This window comes from Erwinia sp. 198 (assembly GCF_003937915.1).
GTDB classification, from domain to species: Bacteria; Pseudomonadota; Gammaproteobacteria; order Enterobacterales; family Enterobacteriaceae; genus Erwinia; species Erwinia aeris.
Map to the genome: position 1 here is coordinate 116,479 of NZ_RHUM01000008.1, position 17,623 is coordinate 134,101.

General features: G+C 53.6%; 24 protein-coding genes. 22 read left to right on the forward strand and 2 right to left on the reverse strand.

The features are described 5' to 3' along the window. The first annotated feature begins 68 nt into the window (after window positions 1-68). A complete protein-coding gene (gene pdxJ, locus EGK14_RS12765) occupies window positions 69-800 on the forward strand; it encodes a pyridoxine 5'-phosphate synthase (protein WP_125289478.1) in 732 nt (243 codons plus the stop codon). Continuing rightward, window positions 800-1,180 carry a holo-ACP synthase gene (gene acpS / locus EGK14_RS12770; protein WP_125289479.1) on the forward strand — a complete coding sequence of 127 codons (381 nt, stop codon included), beginning with the start codon at window positions 800-802 and terminating at the stop codon, window positions 1,178-1,180. The genes pdxJ and acpS overlap by 1 nt, the downstream gene beginning before the upstream one ends. A gap of 58 nt (window positions 1,181-1,238) precedes the next feature. Here acpS and EGK14_RS12775 read toward each other — a convergent pair whose 3' ends face one another. Both EGK14_RS12775 and EGK14_RS12780 read right to left on the reverse strand, forming a co-directional pair. Then, entirely contained in the window at window positions 1,239-1,496 is a 258-nt protein-coding gene (locus tag EGK14_RS12775) for a YfhL family 4Fe-4S dicluster ferredoxin (protein ID WP_125289480.1), read from the reverse strand. Window positions 1,497-1,592: 96 nt separating this feature from the next. Continuing rightward, a complete protein-coding gene (locus tag EGK14_RS12780; protein WP_125289481.1) occupies window positions 1,593-2,270 on the reverse strand; it encodes a S24 family peptidase in 678 nt (225 codons plus the stop codon). Between the two features lie 177 nt (window positions 2,271-2,447). On the opposite strand from EGK14_RS12780, the gene EGK14_RS12785 reads away from it, so the two are divergent. The 20 genes from EGK14_RS12785 to EGK14_RS12880 all read left to right on the forward strand — a co-directional run bounded on the left by EGK14_RS12785 (window position 2,448) and on the right by EGK14_RS12880 (window position 17,505). Continuing rightward, entirely contained in the window at window positions 2,448-2,822 is a 375-nt protein-coding gene (locus EGK14_RS12785; protein ID WP_125289482.1) for an antiterminator Q family protein, read from the forward strand. 824 nt (window positions 2,823-3,646) lie between these two features. After that, the gene (locus EGK14_RS12790) at window positions 3,647-3,997 is read left to right on the forward strand and encodes a phage holin, lambda family (RefSeq protein WP_125289483.1); all 351 of its coding nucleotides are present in this window, start codon (window positions 3,647-3,649) and stop codon (window positions 3,995-3,997) included. After that, entirely contained in the window at window positions 3,981-4,421 is a 441-nt protein-coding gene (locus tag EGK14_RS12795) for a lysozyme (protein WP_125289484.1), read from the forward strand. Before EGK14_RS12790 ends, EGK14_RS12795 begins: the two co-directional genes overlap by 17 nt. Window positions 4,422-4,515: 94 nt before the next feature. Next, a complete protein-coding gene (locus tag EGK14_RS12800) occupies window positions 4,516-6,336 on the forward strand; it encodes an amylovoran biosynthesis protein AmsF (RefSeq protein WP_125289617.1) in 1,821 nt (606 codons plus the stop codon). A 255-nt stretch (window positions 6,337-6,591) separates the two neighbouring features. After that, on the forward strand, window positions 6,592-6,741 hold the full coding sequence (locus tag EGK14_RS21880; protein WP_125289618.1) for an Rz1 family lipoprotein: 150 nt from the start codon (window positions 6,592-6,594) through the stop codon (window positions 6,739-6,741). A gap of 156 nt (window positions 6,742-6,897) precedes the next feature. Further along, window positions 6,898-7,443, forward strand: a complete 546-nt coding sequence (locus tag EGK14_RS12810; RefSeq protein WP_125289485.1) for a hypothetical protein — start codon at window positions 6,898-6,900, stop codon at window positions 7,441-7,443. A 3-nt stretch (window positions 7,444-7,446) separates the two neighbouring features. Next, window positions 7,447-8,598, forward strand: coding sequence for a DUF3383 family protein (locus EGK14_RS12815; protein WP_125289486.1), 1,152 nt, complete (start codon window positions 7,447-7,449; stop codon window positions 8,596-8,598). Window positions 8,599-8,608: 10 nt separating this feature from the next. Next, window positions 8,609-9,049: a phage protein gene (locus EGK14_RS12820; RefSeq protein WP_125289487.1), complete on the forward strand. Its 441-nt coding sequence runs from the start codon at window positions 8,609-8,611 to the stop codon at window positions 9,047-9,049. Between the two features lie 3 nt (window positions 9,050-9,052). Beyond that, window positions 9,053-9,478 (forward strand): phage tail assembly chaperone, encoded by a 426-nt coding sequence (locus tag EGK14_RS12825; protein WP_125289488.1) that lies wholly within the window; start codon window positions 9,053-9,055, stop codon window positions 9,476-9,478. A 35-nt stretch (window positions 9,479-9,513) separates the two neighbouring features. Next, window positions 9,514-9,666, forward strand: coding sequence for an NTP pyrophosphohydrolase (locus tag EGK14_RS12830; protein WP_125289489.1), 153 nt, complete (start codon window positions 9,514-9,516; stop codon window positions 9,664-9,666). Beyond that, window positions 9,656-11,302, forward strand: coding sequence for a hypothetical protein (locus EGK14_RS12835; protein WP_125289490.1), 1,647 nt, complete (start codon window positions 9,656-9,658; stop codon window positions 11,300-11,302). The genes EGK14_RS12830 and EGK14_RS12835 overlap by 11 nt, the downstream gene beginning before the upstream one ends. Continuing rightward, window positions 11,299-11,865 carry a phage baseplate protein gene (locus EGK14_RS12840; protein WP_233598492.1) on the forward strand — a complete coding sequence of 189 codons (567 nt, stop codon included), beginning with the start codon at window positions 11,299-11,301 and terminating at the stop codon, window positions 11,863-11,865. The genes EGK14_RS12835 and EGK14_RS12840 overlap by 4 nt, the downstream gene beginning before the upstream one ends. Beyond that, a complete protein-coding gene (locus EGK14_RS12845; RefSeq protein WP_125289491.1) occupies window positions 11,865-12,173 on the forward strand; it encodes a hypothetical protein in 309 nt (102 codons plus the stop codon). Before EGK14_RS12840 ends, EGK14_RS12845 begins: the two co-directional genes overlap by 1 nt. Then, window positions 12,170-13,279, forward strand: coding sequence for a hypothetical protein (locus EGK14_RS12850; protein WP_125289492.1), 1,110 nt, complete (start codon window positions 12,170-12,172; stop codon window positions 13,277-13,279). Before EGK14_RS12845 ends, EGK14_RS12850 begins: the two co-directional genes overlap by 4 nt. 40 nt (window positions 13,280-13,319) lie before the next feature. Then, entirely contained in the window at window positions 13,320-13,976 is a 657-nt protein-coding gene (locus EGK14_RS12855) for a Gp138 family membrane-puncturing spike protein (protein WP_125289493.1), read from the forward strand. Further along, the gene (locus EGK14_RS12860) at window positions 13,973-14,326 is read left to right on the forward strand and encodes a hypothetical protein (RefSeq protein WP_125289494.1); all 354 of its coding nucleotides are present in this window, start codon (window positions 13,973-13,975) and stop codon (window positions 14,324-14,326) included. Before EGK14_RS12855 ends, EGK14_RS12860 begins: the two co-directional genes overlap by 4 nt. After that, window positions 14,326-15,528, forward strand: a complete 1,203-nt coding sequence (locus EGK14_RS12865) for a baseplate J/gp47 family protein (RefSeq protein ID WP_125289495.1) — start codon at window positions 14,326-14,328, stop codon at window positions 15,526-15,528. Before EGK14_RS12860 ends, EGK14_RS12865 begins: the two co-directional genes overlap by 1 nt. Then, window positions 15,525-16,094, forward strand: a complete 570-nt coding sequence (locus tag EGK14_RS12870; RefSeq protein ID WP_125289496.1) for a DUF2612 domain-containing protein — start codon at window positions 15,525-15,527, stop codon at window positions 16,092-16,094. Before EGK14_RS12865 ends, EGK14_RS12870 begins: the two co-directional genes overlap by 4 nt. A gap of 2 nt (window positions 16,095-16,096) precedes the next feature. Continuing rightward, a complete protein-coding gene (locus EGK14_RS12875; protein ID WP_125289497.1) occupies window positions 16,097-17,077 on the forward strand; it encodes a hypothetical protein in 981 nt (326 codons plus the stop codon). A gap of 2 nt (window positions 17,078-17,079) precedes the next feature. After that, window positions 17,080-17,505: a tail fiber assembly protein gene (locus EGK14_RS12880; protein WP_125289498.1), complete on the forward strand. Its 426-nt coding sequence runs from the start codon at window positions 17,080-17,082 to the stop codon at window positions 17,503-17,505. Window positions 17,506-17,623: the final 118 nt, after the last annotated feature.

Sequence of the window (17,623 nt, forward strand, 5' to 3'; positions counted from 1 at the left end):
CGCCTGGCTGTACCGGGGAACGGCGCGGACGTACACTGTAGCCCTCGTACATTATTCTGAGGTTTGTTATGGCTGAACTCCTGTTAGGCGTCAATATCGACCACATCGCCACCGTGCGCAACGCTCGCGGCACGCATTATCCCGATCCGGTACAGGCTGCTTTTGTTTCCGAGCAGGCCGGTGCAGACGGCATCACCGTCCATCTGCGCGAAGATCGTCGCCATATTACCGACCGTGACGTCAGAATTCTTCGTCAGACCATTCAGACGCGCATGAACCTCGAAATGGCCGTGACCGATGAAATGGTCGCCATCGCCTGCGAGATCAAACCCCATTTCTGCTGTCTGGTGCCGGAAAAGCGCGAAGAAGTCACCACCGAAGGCGGCCTGGACGTGGCGGGCCAGCAGGAAAAAATCACCTTTGCCGTTTCGCGCCTGAAAGAGGCGGGCATTCAGGTCTCGCTGTTTATCGATCCTGACCATCGACAGATTGATGCCGCCATGGCCTCGGGTGCGCCCTATATCGAAATTCATACCGGCGCCTATGCGGAAGCGGAGGAGGGCGCGGTACGCGACGCGGAGTTCCGCCGTATTAAAGATGCGGCGGCCTATGCGCACAATAAAGGCCTGAAGGTGAATGCGGGACACGGGCTGACCTACCATAACGTGCAGCCGATCGCCGCGCTGCCGCAGATGCATGAGCTAAATATCGGACACGCTATTATCGGCCGTGCAGTGATGAGCGGGCTTGCCGAGGCGGTAAGCGAGATGAAGGCGTTGATGCGGGAAGCGCGTCGCTAATGGCTATTCTGGGGCTGGGCACGGATATCGTGGAAATCGACCGTATCGAAGGCGTGATTTCCCGCTCCGGCGACAGGCTGGCGAAACGCGTGCTGAGCGAAAACGAATGGGCGCAGTATCAGGCGCATCAGCAGCCGGTGCGCTTTCTTGCCAAGCGGTTTGCGGTAAAAGAGGCGGCGGCCAAGGCGTTTGGTACCGGTATACGCGGCGGCCTGGCTTTTAACCAGTTTGAGGTTTACAACGACGAGCTGGGCAAGCCGGGGCTGCGTTTCTTTCAGCAGGCGGCGGAGGTGGCGCAAAAGTTGGGCGTCGCGCACGTTCATGTGACGCTGGCGGACGAGCGTCACTACGCCTGCGCTACGGTAATTATCGAAAGCTAATTCGGTCGGGCTGGTTGCATCGCCAGTCCGACCGCTGCGCGCCTCAGAGATCGCCCGTTCAGGAGGTGACGTGATGCAGGAGCACAAACTTTTCCCACAGCCTGTCGCTGCTTTCCACACATTCCGGATCGCTGATAATCGTATTATCAATAGGGCAAACCTGCTGACAGGTTGGCGTGTCGTAATGACCCACGCACTCCGTACAGCGGTTCACATCGATCTCGTAAATGCTTTCGCCCATGGAAATCGCCTGGTTCGGGCACTCCGGCTCGCACATATCGCAATTGATGCAGCGTTTAGTGATCAGTAAAGCCATGTTCAGCGAATACCCTTAACGGAAGAAGGGCGTAATTTACCACACCGAACGACCGTTTCCCACGGCCTGTCTTCGGGTTTAGCCAGCCGTTGTTGCTCATGGATGCCAGAGCGAAGATTTCGCAATGCCGGCGACATACTGCATCTGCGTAACCTCTTCAACCGGCAGGCGGATCGGTGCATGATCCTCATTAACCGGCAGCAGATGGTAAAAGCCGTCGCGTTTAAACAGGAAGGTTTTTACCATCACCTCGCCGCTGCTGGTGACCACCAGCACCTCATCGCCCGGATGAAAGTTCTGATTCGGCTCCACGATCACAAACTCACCCTCTTTGATCCTTGGCATCATCGAATCCCCTACGCATTTCAGTGCGTAGACGTCGCGATCGCAGGAAGGCCAGCGTAGAAACCCATCACCATTGCCAACAGGATATTGCATATCGCTCCAGTAGCCGCTGTGGCCAAGTTGAGTATTGCCCAGTACCGGCACCTTATGCAGCACCAGCGAGTGAAGTTCGCCTGTCATACCCGGCGCATGTTGCGCAGCCGATGCCTGTAAGTCGCGCTCGATCAGATCGATGGGCGAAACGTGAAAATAATCCGCCAGAGACTTCAGCGTGGTGTACTTTGGGTCTTTCACTTCTCCCGTCAGCAGCCGGTGCAGGGTGGACTGCTGCAGCCTGACCTTTTTAGAGAGCTCCGTCACGCTGCCGATGCCCTCTCTTTCCATCAAGTGCTTGATGTTACTGTTGAATACATCCAAATCAAAGATCATTTTATCTTCCTGTTATTGCGCGCTAACGTTGCAATTATGCGTTTTTGCATTAGAATAGGTGTTGTTAAGGCGATTATGCTTCATCAGATAATGCAGTTTAGTATAATTCGTCGCCACAGTCATCCTGCCCGATCGGGCAGGCCACATAAGAATCAGGTAAGAAAAGGAGGTCGGTTGATGCGTAATATACAAAAAGTACTGGAGCGTTGGGGCGGTTGGGCTGTGGCAGAGGGCACGCAGCTTGACTGGTCGCCAGTTGCGGCGGGCTTTAAAGGGCTGCTGCCGGATGAGCGGAGAAGCCGGCTCTCCTGTAGCGACAGCGACGGGCTGATTGTCGATGCGGCCATCGCCAAACTGCACAAGGTCGGGCGTACGGACGAGGTCGAGCTGATTATCCTGCACTACCTCTATAATATCTCCAAATCCGCCATTGCCCGAAAAAAGAAATGCTCGGAAGGCAAAGTAAGGAACCAGCTGATGATAGCCGAAACCTTTATTGACGCCTGTATAATTATGAGCGATGCGGAGCTGGAAATGGATGCCTGGGTATAAAATTTCTTCGTTACGAATATAAAAATATAAAAGCAAAGAATAATTTAATTATGACCAGATGTCGTAAGGCAAGTCTATGTTGTTACGCAATTTGCATACACGGCAGAAATAATATTGATAAGGGCTTTTCGTAACGAATTTATACGGATAAATTAGCAATATGGTTCTTTAACGATTACGAACCACAAAGAGAATATCTTCTATATGCACTCCGTTGCCTGCCTTATTGGCAGGCAGGAGTGCATTTTTTATGCCTGAAGCTTTCCTGAGTTCTTAAAGAAAAAATTAGCGCCAGGGGGTTTTCGTTACGAAATAAACCCCTTAATGTAGCAGTATGGACAAATGACAGGCAGGGAGAAATAAAACAGGAAAAGGTTTTCGTAACGAGTTTCCCGCAGTAATATAGCATCATGGATATAAACAACCGGCTGTAAAAGATATTAAAGAAAATGGTTTTTGTTACGAAATAAACCCTTTAATGTAGCAGCATGGATTAGTGACAGGCAGGGAGAAATAAAGCAGGAAAAGGTTTTCGTAACGAGTCCCCCGCAGTAATATAGCATCATGAATATAAACAACCGGCTGTAAAAGATATTAAAGAAAAGGGTTTTCGTTACGAAATAAACCCCTTAATGTAGCAGTATGGATTAGTGACAGGCAGGTAGAAATAAAAAATCAAAAGGTTTTCGTAACGAATAGCCCGCAATAATCTGGCAACATATAAATAATCAAAAGATAAAAAAACTTTAAAATACATCCCAAAAAACGATGTAGGGAGCAAGCTTTCCCTGCGCCGTAATGATACAGGAGGCCAGATATAAAGCATGTTTCCTCAGGAGCCAGGCTTTTGGGCCAGTGTCGGACTCTGGCTTTACAGCCATAAAACAGAATGGGGCTATGCCGGCATCGCCGCCATGTTTTCCCTGCTGCGCAGCGCTTGTGCCCGCACCCCCTGGAGCAAGCGTGTGCTGGACGCGGTGTCGTGCAGCGCGCTGGCTTTCTTTGCTGCGCCGACGCTGCAGGTAATTGGTGCGCTGCTGAACTGGAATATGCCCGAGGCCGCCGCCCAGGTTTTTGCCGTTTATATTGGCTACGTGGGTAATGACTATATCAGCGAAAAGTTAAAGCGCTGGATCAACAAAAGAACGGGAGAGCCAGATGGAAATCAGCCCTGACGGTATCAGCTTTATCAAGCAGGAAGAAGGTGAAAAACTCAAGGCCTATCGGGATAGTCGCGGCATATTAACTATCGGCGTAGGACATACGGGCCTGGTTGCTAATAAGACGATAGCGGATGGCATGGTCATTACGCCAGAGCAAAGTAATAATCTGCTGCTTGCGGATATTTCACATGTGGAGGGTTTTATTAATGAAAAAGTCAGCGTCAGACTGACACAAAATCAGTATGACGCTTTATGTAGCCTGGTGTTTAACATCGGCGTCAGCGCTTTTAATGGGTCGACGGTGCTGAGGAAATTAAACGATGGCGATTATGAGGGTGCTGCAGGAGCCATGCTGTTATGGAAGAGAGCCGGTCAGCTGGCTGACATACTGCTGCCACGCAGAAAAAGAGAGGTCGCTCTTTTTCTAAAAAAATAAGGCTGTCCTGTTTTTATTTAACTCGCTACAAAACGCGATGTTTCGCTATGCCCTATTCATAAAAATAAATAACCAACAACCAAAGGAAATCATGATGATTGAAGTTAATTCATTTGCAGAGTTACGCACCACAAAACCTTCCGCCTCAGGCGATATCGCCATGCTGAAACGTTATTACGATAAAGACTCTACCTTTCAGGGCGGCGGGCGTTTCGTTGGCTTTATTGATGCGTCGATAGCAGCGTCAAAGGACGATGGCGGCTCCGTGGCGGTAGCGACGGGCGGCGGCTATTACTGGAAGCGTATCATTGATAACGTCGAGGATATTAATATCTACCATTTCGGCGGCAAGCGACTGCGCGGCGACAGTAATTTCGATGCGGACAACGGTAAAGTCAACCATGACGCCTGCATCAATATGTATAAATGGGGGCAGGCTTTTTCATCGCCGATTAGCGATACCAGCAAAAATCCGATCCACGGCGTGGGTATTCGCTTCCCGGCCGGGAAATTTCTGGTAAACCCGGTCGATCTTACCGGCGAAGGCGAAATCAACTATTTCAGCCTGTACGGTGACGACTGCGAATACGGCGTGTCGCCGCGCACCATTATTGTTTCCGACCAGTCCGCTGCGACGGTATTTAAAGTGAAAGCGCGCCGCACCGCTATCCGCGGCATTTTCTGGGACGGTCAGGCTACGGCCGACACCGAAACCAATACGGGCGTGATTACGCCGGAAATGGTCAGCAACACGCAGCCCTTTTTTGAAAATACCGTGATTGAAGGCGAGTTCGTTAATATTACCTGCTGCCGCATTGAGAATATCGGCGGCGCCGCTTTCAAACTGCTCGATACGCTGGATACGCGTCTGGATCAGATTTACAGCAATACCACCTATGCGCGAGTGTTTGATATCCAGTGGTCGGATTCTGTTATTGGCGTCTGGGATCACTCAACGGCGGTCGAGCTGTCGAACTGTAACTTCCAGAAAGGATACAGCGACGCCACGCTTTATATGCCGCGCGTCACCCAGGGATTAATCCGCAACGTGTGGATTGAACACACGCGTTTTCCCGGCGATTTGAGCAACGGCCAGTGGATTATTGACGCGCTGAGCATCGAGTCTTCTGAAAACCCGCTGAAGCTGAACTACACCAAGGCCACGATGCGCGCCCTCAGCCTCCAGTCCGGAGCCAAAGTCGACCTGAGCAGATCCGGTACGCCATGGCTGTCAGGCTTTGAATACGGCTGGCGCCGTGATGAAAACTACGGCTCGGAGATGACCGGTTCCCTGAAGGCCGGCTGGTATTCCGGCTACCGCGTCAGCAACGCGACGGATGAGGATAAATGGTTCCGCGTCGGCAAATTCTTTTTCCCTCATGCCAACCAGCACTGGCATCTGGAAATGCACGGCAAAACCCTAAGGGACACCGTTACGCAGCCTGCCGATGCGCCGCTGCTGACCAACGTCTGTGGTAAGGCCTATCTGAACCTCTATCGCGGCGCCAGCTCCGTTGGCGGCAACCTGCATTATGAAGGGGATTCGGGCGTGGTCGACTGCATTGTGAGAACCAGCGACAGCAAAGGCCTGTACGGCGAAGTCTGGATCAAGCTCAAGGCGCAGTGCGGCGACGTGATGGTCAATCTGAAAACGACCGGCCCGTCGCGCTTTGAGGCGGGAGAGTGCTCGCTGTTCAGCGCCGACTTCTCAGAAGTCACAGATTTGGATACCACTAAACGCGTCACGCTTTCTACGGTGATGAATTTTCACAACGGCACTGCCGGTTATGGCTTTGACGGCAGCCTGGCGACGCTGACGACGGCAGTGGCGGAAGCGCCTGCGGCGACCGCAACGCCTGCAGGCTATATCACCGTTAAAATTAACGGCGTAAACCGCAAGCTGGCTTATTTCTGATAAATAAAAGGAGAAAACGGATGAAATGAATGAACGCTAAATGGCTAATCTTTATTTTTCTGTCGGTTGTTATGTTAGCCGCAGTAAAAACCGCGCTTTTTTATCATTCCCACTATGTGGATACCCGTAATCAGCTTCGGCAGCAGCAGGAGCAGGTTAATACGCTACAGCAACGGCTTAACGCCGCGGCCGCTATGGATAAAAAATATGTTTCGCAACTGCAACAGGCCAGGGAAAACGCTGGCCAGCTTGAGCATGATGTTGCTGCTGGCCAGCGCAGGCTGCAGCTCGCCGCCAGCTGCCACAGCGCCACCACGGCCCGCGCCGTCGGCGTGGCTGATGCAGCCGGCCCCCGACTTACTGACGCCGCTCAACGGTATTATTTCACTCTCAGAGAAAGAATAGCGACGGCCCGCATTCAGATAGCGGGATTACAGGATTATATTCGCCAGCAGTGTCAGCCTTAATAAGCGTTATATCCCGACGGATGAAATCTTTTCATCCGCTTTTCTGCTGCCTGCAATTTGCTTTTCATTGCAATAACTAACAGGAGGTGTGCTGGTGACGAATACCAGTAAAACAGCCGGCTGGCTGACGCCGCTTAATGACGAACCAGCCAGGGACGCCGCGCTGGAACAACAACTCAGCACGTGGATCCAGGGGCTTACCGGCCTGGCTGCCGATCGGGTGGCGGTTGACGACGGCGCATCGCCGCCTGCATGGCTGCCGACCGGCGAAAGCGGCTGCGCTTTTATGGTGATGAAAATCGCCGCCGAAGGCACGCCCGTGTTGACTAACCAACAGGAGGACAATGTCCAGCTGTGGCGGGATGAGCTGATGGAATGCCGACTGCATTTTTATGGCCCTTCCGCCCAGCTTTATGCCGCTCGTTTTCGCGACGGAAATACGCTGACGCAAAATCTTGCCGCTTTAAAACAGCTTTCGCTTGGCGTCAGCGATTGCAGCGATATTACCACCCTATTGGAAACGGTTAATAACGTTCAGACCCGCCGTTATGAATTAACGGTCAATGTTGTTCGTAAAATATTCCGTCTCTACGGAATTTACTCACTGGTGGAAACACCCGTTCAATTTTTTGGAGAATAAAATATGCCTCAAGGATTGCCTTTATCCGGCATCGTGAATGTTGACGTCCTGATGTCACCCGTTGCCGCTTCCGGTCGTAACTTTGGCTCAATGCTGATTATGGGGAGCGCCACGGTGATCCCTCTTACGGAACGGCTACGTCTTTATACCGCCGCCGCCGATATCGGGGCCGACTTTGGCCTGGATTCCCCGGAGTACCAGGCGGCAGCCGTCTGGTTTGCGCAGTCGCCGCAGCCGCAGCAGCTTTATATCGGCCGCTGGGCTAAAACGCTCGCCACGGGCGAGGAGGGTAAGGCCGAAACGCTGATCGAAGCCGTCAACGCCGCGCTGGAATATGCTAACTGGTACGGCCTGGCCGTGGCGACTGCCGCAGACGACGTTATCAGCGATGAAGATGTACTCGGCGTGGCGGCGGCTATCGAATCGGCCGGTCAAAGCCGCGTCTTTGCCGTTACCACCGGCAGCGCAGCGGTGCTGGATGCGACTTCCACCACGGACGTCGCCGCCCGGCTGAAAGCGGCAGGCTATGCGCGCACCTTCGTGCAGTATTCCACCCGCAGCCGCTTTGCCGCGATTTCCGCGTTCGCCCGTGCCTTTACCGTTAATTTCAACGGCAGCAACACCACGCTGACGCTGAAATTTAAGCAGGAGCCGGGCATCGCTTATGAAACCCTGAACGCCAGGCAGGCCGCCGCGCTGGAAAGCAAAAGGGCCAACGTCTATGTCCTTTTCGCCAACGACAGCGCCATTCTGCAACAGGGCGTCATGGCTAACGGCGACTTCTTTGATGAGCGCCACGGGCTGGACTGGCTGCAAAACTTCGTGCAGACCAACCTGTATAACCTGCTCTACACCTCTGCCAGCAAAATTCCGCAGACCGAAGCGGGCATTACCCGGCTGATGGGCAACGTGGAGGCATCGATGGATCAGGCCGTGACCAACGGGCTGATCGCGCCGGGCGTCTGGAACGGTGGCGAGATTGGTCAGCTGGCTGCCGGCGACATGCTTACCAAAGGCTATTACGTCTATGCCCAGCCGCTGGCGCTGCAGTCGCAGGCCGATCGCGAAGCGCGTAAAGCGCCACTGATGCAGGTTGCCTGCAAACTGGCCGGTGCCGTGCACTACGCCGATGTCCAAATTAACGTTGTTCGCTAAGGAAAAAAATATGTCTGCCTATTCATTTATGGATGTTACCGCCTCTTTTATTGGCCCGGGCGCGGTATTTGATTTGGGAAGCGGTTCCGGTAGCTCGGAAGAGGGCATTACCGTTTCCATGAAGGAAAATAAAAACAGCATGAAGCTGGGGATTGACGGCGAAGGGATGAATACCCTGCTGCCGGGCACGTCCGGCCAGATTACCGTTAACCTGCTGGAAACCTCGCCGGTGAATAAAAAGCTTTCGCTGGCCTATAACGCGCAGAGCGCAAGCTCTGCCAGCTGGGGGAAAAATATTATCGTGATCCGCAACAGCGCCTCGGGTGAAGTCATCACCGCGCGCGGCGTGGCTTTTCAGAAGCTGCCAGATCGTAAATTCGCCAAAGAGGGCGGCACCACAGCCTGGATCTTCGACTGCATCAAAATCGATGTGGTGATGGGGGAATATTAATCGATGGAATTCACACTCAACGAAACCACGTTCCGTATCGCTAAGCTGGACGTTTTTCAACAGCTTAAAGTCTCGCGAAAGCTGCTGCCGCTGCTGGCCGGGCTGCTCTCCGATATCAACACGGTGAAATCGGCGGCGGCGCAGGGCGACTATTTCCAGGTGCTGGAAAAAGCTCTGCCCGCTATTGCGCACTCTCTGGCCGACATGAGCGAGGAAGACACCAATGCGATTTTGCATCCCTGCCTGGCAGTAGTCTCGCGCCAGCAGGCAAAAAGCTGGGTGCCGATCTTCTCTCAGGGTGTGCTGATGTTCGATGACCTCGATCTGATCACCATGCTGAAGCTGGTGCTGCGGGTAGTGGAGGATTCGCTGGGCAGTTTTTTGCCCGAACTCCCCGTCAGCAGGAGCGAGGTCCCGGCAGCGGGCTGACGCTGGAAACGCTTCCTGACGGGGAAGATTTTCTGATGCGCCCGGTGGATGCCGGGCTTATCAGCTACACCGCGCTCAAGGATGGCTCAGTGGATCTGGCGGATATTGCTCGCCTGAACGACTGGCTGGATCTGAAAGCGGATAATCAACACCGCATTGAGCAATGGAAACAGGCCAATGAACGCTGAAAATACAAAAAATTTTCTGATGGTGCTGGATACACAGCTGGCGGCGGAGGCCGCCAGCTGGCAAAAAGTCAGGCAGTTTGTTGAGGCGCCGGGCTGGCAAAACAACGAACAGGCGGCAAAGGCGCTCGATCTGCAAAAGATCAAACAGACGGTAGAGCAGGCGGGTAAAGCGCTGGTGGACTACATCAACCGCTTCGCCAGTCGTCTGGAGCAGCTTGGCGTCCGTGCGCAGAATGCCGGTACGCCAGCGGGCGATCTCAACGCGCTGGAATACGGCGCGGCCCAGACCGGCCTCAGCAACGATGCCATAGCGAAAGCTTTCCAGACCCTCATTAATAAGCCGGGCGCGGAAGCGCGCCTGAATAAGCTGGGCGTGGCAACGCGCGACGCCAGCGGCCAGAAAAAAACGGACAGCGAACTCTTCAGCGAGGCCAGCAGCAGGCTTGGCGCTATGCCGGAAGAGCAGGCGCTGGCGACTGCCAATAGTCTGGGACTTGCGCCCGATATCCTGGCCGCCATGCAAAGAGGGCTGGGGAAATTTATCGGCGACTATAACCAGCTTTCCGACTCTCTCGGCGTCAATATGACGCAGGCCGTCTCCGGCGCCGACCACTTTATGACGGCCAGGCGCAAGTTTGATGAGGTTGTCGAACTGCTGCAAACCAACAGCAGCACCCGGCTAAACGAGGGGCTGGGAAGCATCTTTGACGACTTCACGAAGAAGCTGACCGACAACGCGCCTGACGTCGAGCGCGTGCTTGATGGCGCGGTAAGCCTGCTGCTGCTGCTTGCTGAAGTGGGGGAAAGGGTCATGCTGCGTCTGATCCAGGCGGTGGCCGATTTAAGCGGCTGGTGGGACTCGCTGGATAGCAGTTCGCAGGAGCTGATCGTCACGCTTGGCGTATTGACGGCGGCCTGGCTGGCGCTGAACAGCGCTTTTTTACTCTCGCCCATAGGAATAGTCGTGGCGCTGGTGGCGCTGCTTTTCACGCTTTACGACAGTTATAAAACCTGGCAGGAGGGCGGAAAAACCCTGATTGACTGGGATCAGTGGGCGCCAGGCATCAACGCGGCCAAAAAGGCGCTGGACTGGCTGCTGGAGAAATTCGGCCGGCTTACGGCAGGCACGCTTGACTGGAAGGGTGGGCTACAGGCTATTACCGATTTTGTGACGGGTAACTGGTCGGCGGGCATGACCGCCGCCGTGGATAAGGTGAAGAACTATTTCGATAACTTCTTTACCGATATCACTAATAAGCTGGCCAACAGTCCAATCTGGCGCTTTGTGAAAAAAATGGCCGGAGAGACACAGGCCGCCGTGTCGGACATCTCATTGCCAGGTTTGGCGGATCCAAACAGCCCGTTGAACCCGCAGCAGGCCCGGATGCTGGCGAACGTGATGACGTGGTCTGCCAATGACAGTCTGACAGGCGCGCTGCCTTTCAGCATGGGCGGCCGTTTACCCTGGCAAAGTGAAATAGCGCAGAGCCGAACGGACAGCACCGTGGGCATCCAGCAGGAAACCAATATTTATGTGCAGGGTGGCGAGCCACACCTGACGGCCCAGAGAGTGGCGGACAGTCAGTTCGATGTGAACTCGCAATTCGTCCAGACCGTAAGGAATATGCCGGTATGATAAAAGGTTTCCCCACGCTATTAATGCAAAGCAAACGTAAAATCGGTTTACTTATTCCCAATGTGGTGATGAAAGAGAGCCACACCGACAAACTGACCGTCACCACGCATCCTGTCGAAGCGGGCGCCACCATCGCCGATCATGCTTATCTCTCGCCTGCGCAGCTGACTATGGAGGTAGGCTTTTCCGGCGGCGGTTCGCTGGTGGACTTTATGGATACGACACAATTTGGTATCCAGGCATCGTTAAGCCCGGCAGAAAGCTACCAAAATCTGCGGGAGCTGATGACCAACAGGCAGCCGCTGACCGTGGTGACCGGCAAGCGGTTGTACAACAACATGCTGATTACCTCGATTATCGTGACAACAGAGCCTTCTACGGAACACGTGCTGTTCGCCTCGTTAGGCCTGACCGAGCTGATGATTACGCAGACGCGAACGGTCAGCAGTGCGGAAAAGGAAAACATGGCGCAGGGCGCGAAGACCTCTGCCGTGCGGAATAGCGGCAAGAAAGTCGCGAGGCCCGGCCCGGCGAATGCGGTTCTCAGGACGGGGAGCAGCTGATGACTATTACCGAAATTCCGCTGACGCCCGATAATCAGCTGTTCGATATTTCCATCAATAATATCGATTACAAAATGCGTATTATCTGGCGGGAAAGCGGCTGGTTTCTCGATCTGCAAAACAGCGACGGCGCGGATATTATCGCGGGCATTCCGCTGGTGACCGGCGCCGACCTGGTGGCGCAGTATGCTTATCTGCAGCTGGGCTTTGGCCTGTGGCTGTTTTCCGACAGCAGCGGCAATACCGCCCCGGGTCAGTACGATCTCGGTTACACCGCGCATCTTTGCATTATCACGGAGGCGGCATGAGCGTTAACTGGATGCGCTACTGCGAACTGCTGCTGGAAGATGCCGGTAAAGCGTCGATTATGCTGGGCGATCTGAGCATCGAATTTGTGATTAATACGCATGTGCAAAGCAGCGGCAGCACGGCAACTATCAGCATTTATAACCTGAGTGCGGAAACCCGCAACGCGATCGTGAGCGGCAAATATAAAAAGCTGCGCCTTATCGCGGGCTATACAGGCATCTTGCCGGATAACAATGAAGAGGAGCCGGTTATACCTGACTATATGGTAGGGAAAGTAGTGGAAAACCCGCCGCTTAAGCCAGGCGGCCCCAGCTACGGCGAAATTTTTAGCGGCGAAATCCGCTATGCGTTTATTGATAAAATCGGCACCAAAGAATCTACGCAGGCCAGTCCGGAAAGCGTATTGAAAATTCAGGCTATCGATGGTCACCAGGCCGCAATGGAGGCTACGGTCAACACTACCGTCGCCGCAGGTTACGATACCAGCGCCATCCACAGGTTAACCCTGCGCAGCTTTAATCCCTACGGCGTGACCGCTGGCGCCACCGGCACCATGCCGCCCACGCGTTTTCCCAGGGGGCGGGTGCTTTATCAAACGGCCAGTCGGGTAATGGATAACGTGGCTGCGCAGTGTCGCGCGACCTGGCAGTTTGTCGATGGCAAGCTGCAAATGGTGCCGGAGGAAAGCTATCTCGATCGCATTGTGGTCCTGAACAGCCAGACCGGCATGATCGGCGCGCCCGAACTGACCACGGAAGGGGTCAACATCAAATGCCTGATCGACCCAACGCTTCGTCTGCATGGTCTGGTGCATATCAATCAGGCTGCGCTTAACAGCATGCGTAATGCCATGGAATCGGTCAACCGTGCGGCCGCCGAAGAAAGAGAGGCGGCGGCAAAAGGAAGCAAAGCGCAGCCGCAGGCGGCGCCTCAGGACGAGCAAAAGAAAGCGCTGCCGCCTGCCGATATCGCGGCCGATGGCGTCTATATCGTTAAAGGCATCACTTACGAGGGCCAGACCCGCGATAGCAAGTGGTATATGACCCTGACCTGCGTCGTGCGGGATAAACAGACCGCGCTTAAGGCGGCCGCCGCGCCGCGCTAATTCAACCATCCGCCCGAGGCGGTTTTTTTTGGAGTTTTTTATGCCCGTTTCTATCCAGTCAGTGATTGGCGGGGAAGCTCAGGCGTATCGGGCTTTAGCGGACATGGTGTCCACAACGCTACGCGTAGCCTTACCCGGCATTATTCAATCTTTCGATCCCGATACCGTAACCTGTGTGGTGCAGCCGGCCATTAAGGGCAGCGTGCGCAATGCCAGCGGCCAGCCGGTTTCTCAGGCGCTGCCCCTGCTGGTCGACGTTCCCATCGTTTTTCCACGCGGCGGCGGCTGTACCATCACCTTTCCCGTTAAAAAGGGCGATGAATGCCTGGTGATCTTCAGCGATCGCTGCATCGACTTCTGGTGGCAAAACGGCGACGTGCAGGAACCGGTCGATCCGCGTCAGCACGATCTGTCCGACGCTTTCGCGCTGGTCGGCCCGCAGTCACAGAAGGAAAAAATCAGCGCCATCAGCACGGAAGCTTTGCAAATCCGCACGGATGAAGGTCAGGCCTTTATCGAGCTGAAACAGAGCGGCGAGGTCAATATCACCACTACGCGGCTAACGCTTAACGGCAATCTGCATGTCAGGGGGGACATTACCTCAACCGGCGATCAGACCGCTGGTGGCGTCAGCCAGATCGATCACGTCCATGGCGGCATCCAGAGCGGCAGCAGCTACACAAGGGGGCCGCAATGAGATATCGCAGAGAAGAGCAGGACGGCGATTACGCCTTTGGTCAAGGGGACAGCGCTTTCCTGGTTAACTCGCCGGCGTGCGTGGCGCAGGCGATTAAAACGCGGCTGCAATTATGGTATGGGCAATGGTTTCTGGATACCACGGAAGGCACGCCCTGGCTGCAATCGCTTACCGGCAAGCAGAACAGCGCGGCGGCAGAAATGGTTCTGCGCCAGCGCATCCTTGCTACCCAGGGCGTTAAGTCCATTCTCTCTTTTAATACCACGTTCGACTCTTCATCCCGCCGGGCAATTTTCACGGTAAGCGTGGAAACGCTGTACGGCACGACGACAGTAACAAGCGAGGCATAATGGCTCTTAAGACAGACAGGCTGGGGTTATCGGCAACGATAACGGCCCAGGGGATCGGCGCGCCTGATTACCAGACAATCCTCAGCGCGCTGACCGACTATTTCCGCCAGATTTATGGCACCGACGCATATCTGGAACCGGACAGCAAAGACGGCCAGATGATAGCGATTATGGCGCTGGCGATCCACGATGCCAATAACATGGCGATAACCTGCTACAACTCGTTTTCGCCCTCTACCGCGGTGGGCGACGCGCTGACGCGCAATGTAAAAATCAACGGTATCGTGCGTAAACCCGCGACCAACTCAACGGTAGATGTGCAGCTGGGCGGCATGCCGGGCACCACCATCGTTAACGGCTCGGTCAGGGACGGTAATAACGTTATCTGGAACCTGCCTGCAAGCGTAACGATTGCCACCACGGGAACGGTCACCGTGACGGCCACCTGCGCGGAAACCGGGCCGATAGCGGCGGTAAGCGGTTCCGTTAATCAAATCAACACGCCGACGCGCGGCTGGCAGACGGTGACCAACCTGAATGCGGCGGCCACGGGCAGCGTTGCCGAAACGGATGCAGAACTGCGACTGCGCCAGGCGCAAAGCGTTTCATTGACGGCATTGACCACTTTTGACGCGCTGGATGGCGCGATTTCAAATATCGCAGGCGTTGTTGGGCATAAGCTTTACCAGAACGACAGTGATGATAAGGATACGAATGGGCTGCCCGGCCATACTATTTCGGCAGTGGTGCAGGGCGGTGACGCGAATACGATTGCCGACGTTATTCGCAAAAAGAAATCTCTGGGCGTAGGCACGTTTGGCAACACCACCATAACGCTTGCCGACAGCTATGGCACGCCCCAGGCGATCCGCTTTTCACGGCCGGTGCCGGTGCCGGTTTATCTGTCGCTGGAGCTGAAAGCGCTAACGGGCTATACCAGCCCCGTTGCAGAGAAAATCAAAAAGGCGCTGGCGGCCTATATCAATAGTCTGGGGATCGGCAACAGCGTTCTGCTCAGCCGTCTTTATTCGCCCGCTAACCTGACGACAGGGCAGGACAGTACGGACAGTCAGTACTACGACATCCTGAGCCTGCTGGCAGGAAAAAGCGAAGCCGCGCTTTCCTCAGGCAATATTGCTATCGGCTATAACGAATTTGCCAGCTGCGAGGCGGATAATATTAAGATATCGGTGACCTCATGAACTATACCGATCTGATCACCAACTACCATCGCGGAAAAGCGAAATACGTCGAGCACGTTGATTTAACCACGCGGCCGCAAAAAGAAATCATCGATCTCTTTAGCGAAATCGTAACGGCGTTAGATATCGACAACGCTACCGGCGCGCAGCTTGATATTTTAGGCGAGTGGATCGGGCGGGCCAGAAGTATTAATGCGCCGATTGAGGATTACTTTTTTACCTTTGATAAAGCCTCGCTGGGCTTCGATCTCGGCAGCTGGAAAGACAGGTACGAACCTGACTCAGGCATTATCAACGTGGATGATGAAGATTATCGCACGATGCTGCGTGCAAAAATCGGCGCCAATAAGTGGGACGGCACGGCTAACACGCTGCCCGCAATTCTGCAGGAAATCTATACGAAGCAGGATATTGATATCACCTTTACCGATAATCAGGATATGACCGTAACGGTGTATGTAACGGCAAAAAACCTGTCCACTATTACCAAAGAAATTATTAAGCAGGGCTATCTGGCGATCAAGCCTGCCGGCGTCACGGTAAATTATGAAATTAATGGAGAATAACGATGGCAAAAAATGACTTTAAACCTTTTGCTACGGGCGAAAGCGCAAACGTGCTGTCACAGGCGGATTATGAAGCGCTGGATGCTACGGCAAACGGCTTTCAAACCGGCATCGCCAGAAGCGAACAGCTGAATAAGGTCTGGCGACAGGCATCAACGATTGCTTCCGTCGTGGCGAGCTTTATGGCGGATAAATCCGGTAATAATGTACTGGACGATGGTGACACAGCGGCATTACAGGCCACGCTGTTAAAAGCCTTGTTAAATAACTCGACCTCTCAGCTGGATGGCCGTTATTTGCAGAGCGGCAAGAATCTTGCGGATCTGAATAACGTAGCGCAGGCGCGCGGCAATCTTGGTTTGGGCAGCCTGGCGTTAAAAAATGGGCTTAGCGCGGCAGAGGTGGGGGCTTTTCCCGCCGAGGGCGGCACTATTGGCTCCCGAGGCATAAAAGCGCCCGGTATTTTTGTTGACAACCATACTATGCCTGGAAGTTCTCAGGGCATGTATATGCAATGGAATGAAAGTAACGGTATAGGAGAAGGTGCATTAATTTGTAACCGAGGCACTGGTTCAGGTGGGTTCGTTCTACGTACCGTTAATTCAGATAACTCTGTCGAAACAGGTAGAGTTACAATCAATGGCAATGGCGATCTGAATACTTCTCGCTATCTGACAGAAATGGGACAGCGGGTTTTTAGCCCGAATAATCCGGCCACACAATTTAGCGGCGCGGGCTGGTTTAAAGATATAGCCACAGGTTTTATCATTCAGTGGGGCGTTACATCAAATGGCTCAAGTAATATTGAAAACCATAATTATAATATTGCCTTTCCACGAGCAGCTCTGGTTGTTATCGGAAGTTTAGGTACAAACCAGGATTTAGGTCGCGTGGTTTATCTACAAGTGGCTAACAATTCTGTTTTTTCATCCCGTACTACAAGTAGTGGCATTGGTTTTTGTTGGATCGCACTAGGATATTAATTATGAATAACTATTTTTACAGCAAAAAAACTAATGGTTTCTATCCGGAGATAATGAAAGCGGATTACGAGTCATCTCCAGATGGATGGCCCGATGATGCCGTGGTGGTCAGTGAGGAGTCTTACAACAAGCTTTACGAGGGGCAGGCCCATGGGAAAATTATCACTGCTGATAATGATGGTAATCCGATTTTAATTGATCCACCAGGCCCCACAACAGGACAGCTGATTGCCCTCGCTGAGGAGCAGCGAGGTAACTTATTGGCAGAAGCAACAATCGCAATCGCCCCATTGCAGGATGCAGTTGAACTGGATGAAGCGACTGATGAAGAAAAAGTTCAGCTCGCGGCATGGAAAAAATATCGGATCCTGTTAAACAGGCTTAATGTTAATACTGCTCCTGATATTATCTGGCCGGAGAAACCCTGAATGGTATTAAGCCCAGTGAAGCGACTCTATGGCGTTTTTTACTGGGACTTATCTTGCTTATTAAGGTTGGTAATTTCCATGGAAGAAATACTGAATGCTTTATTCAGTAAAGCTTACC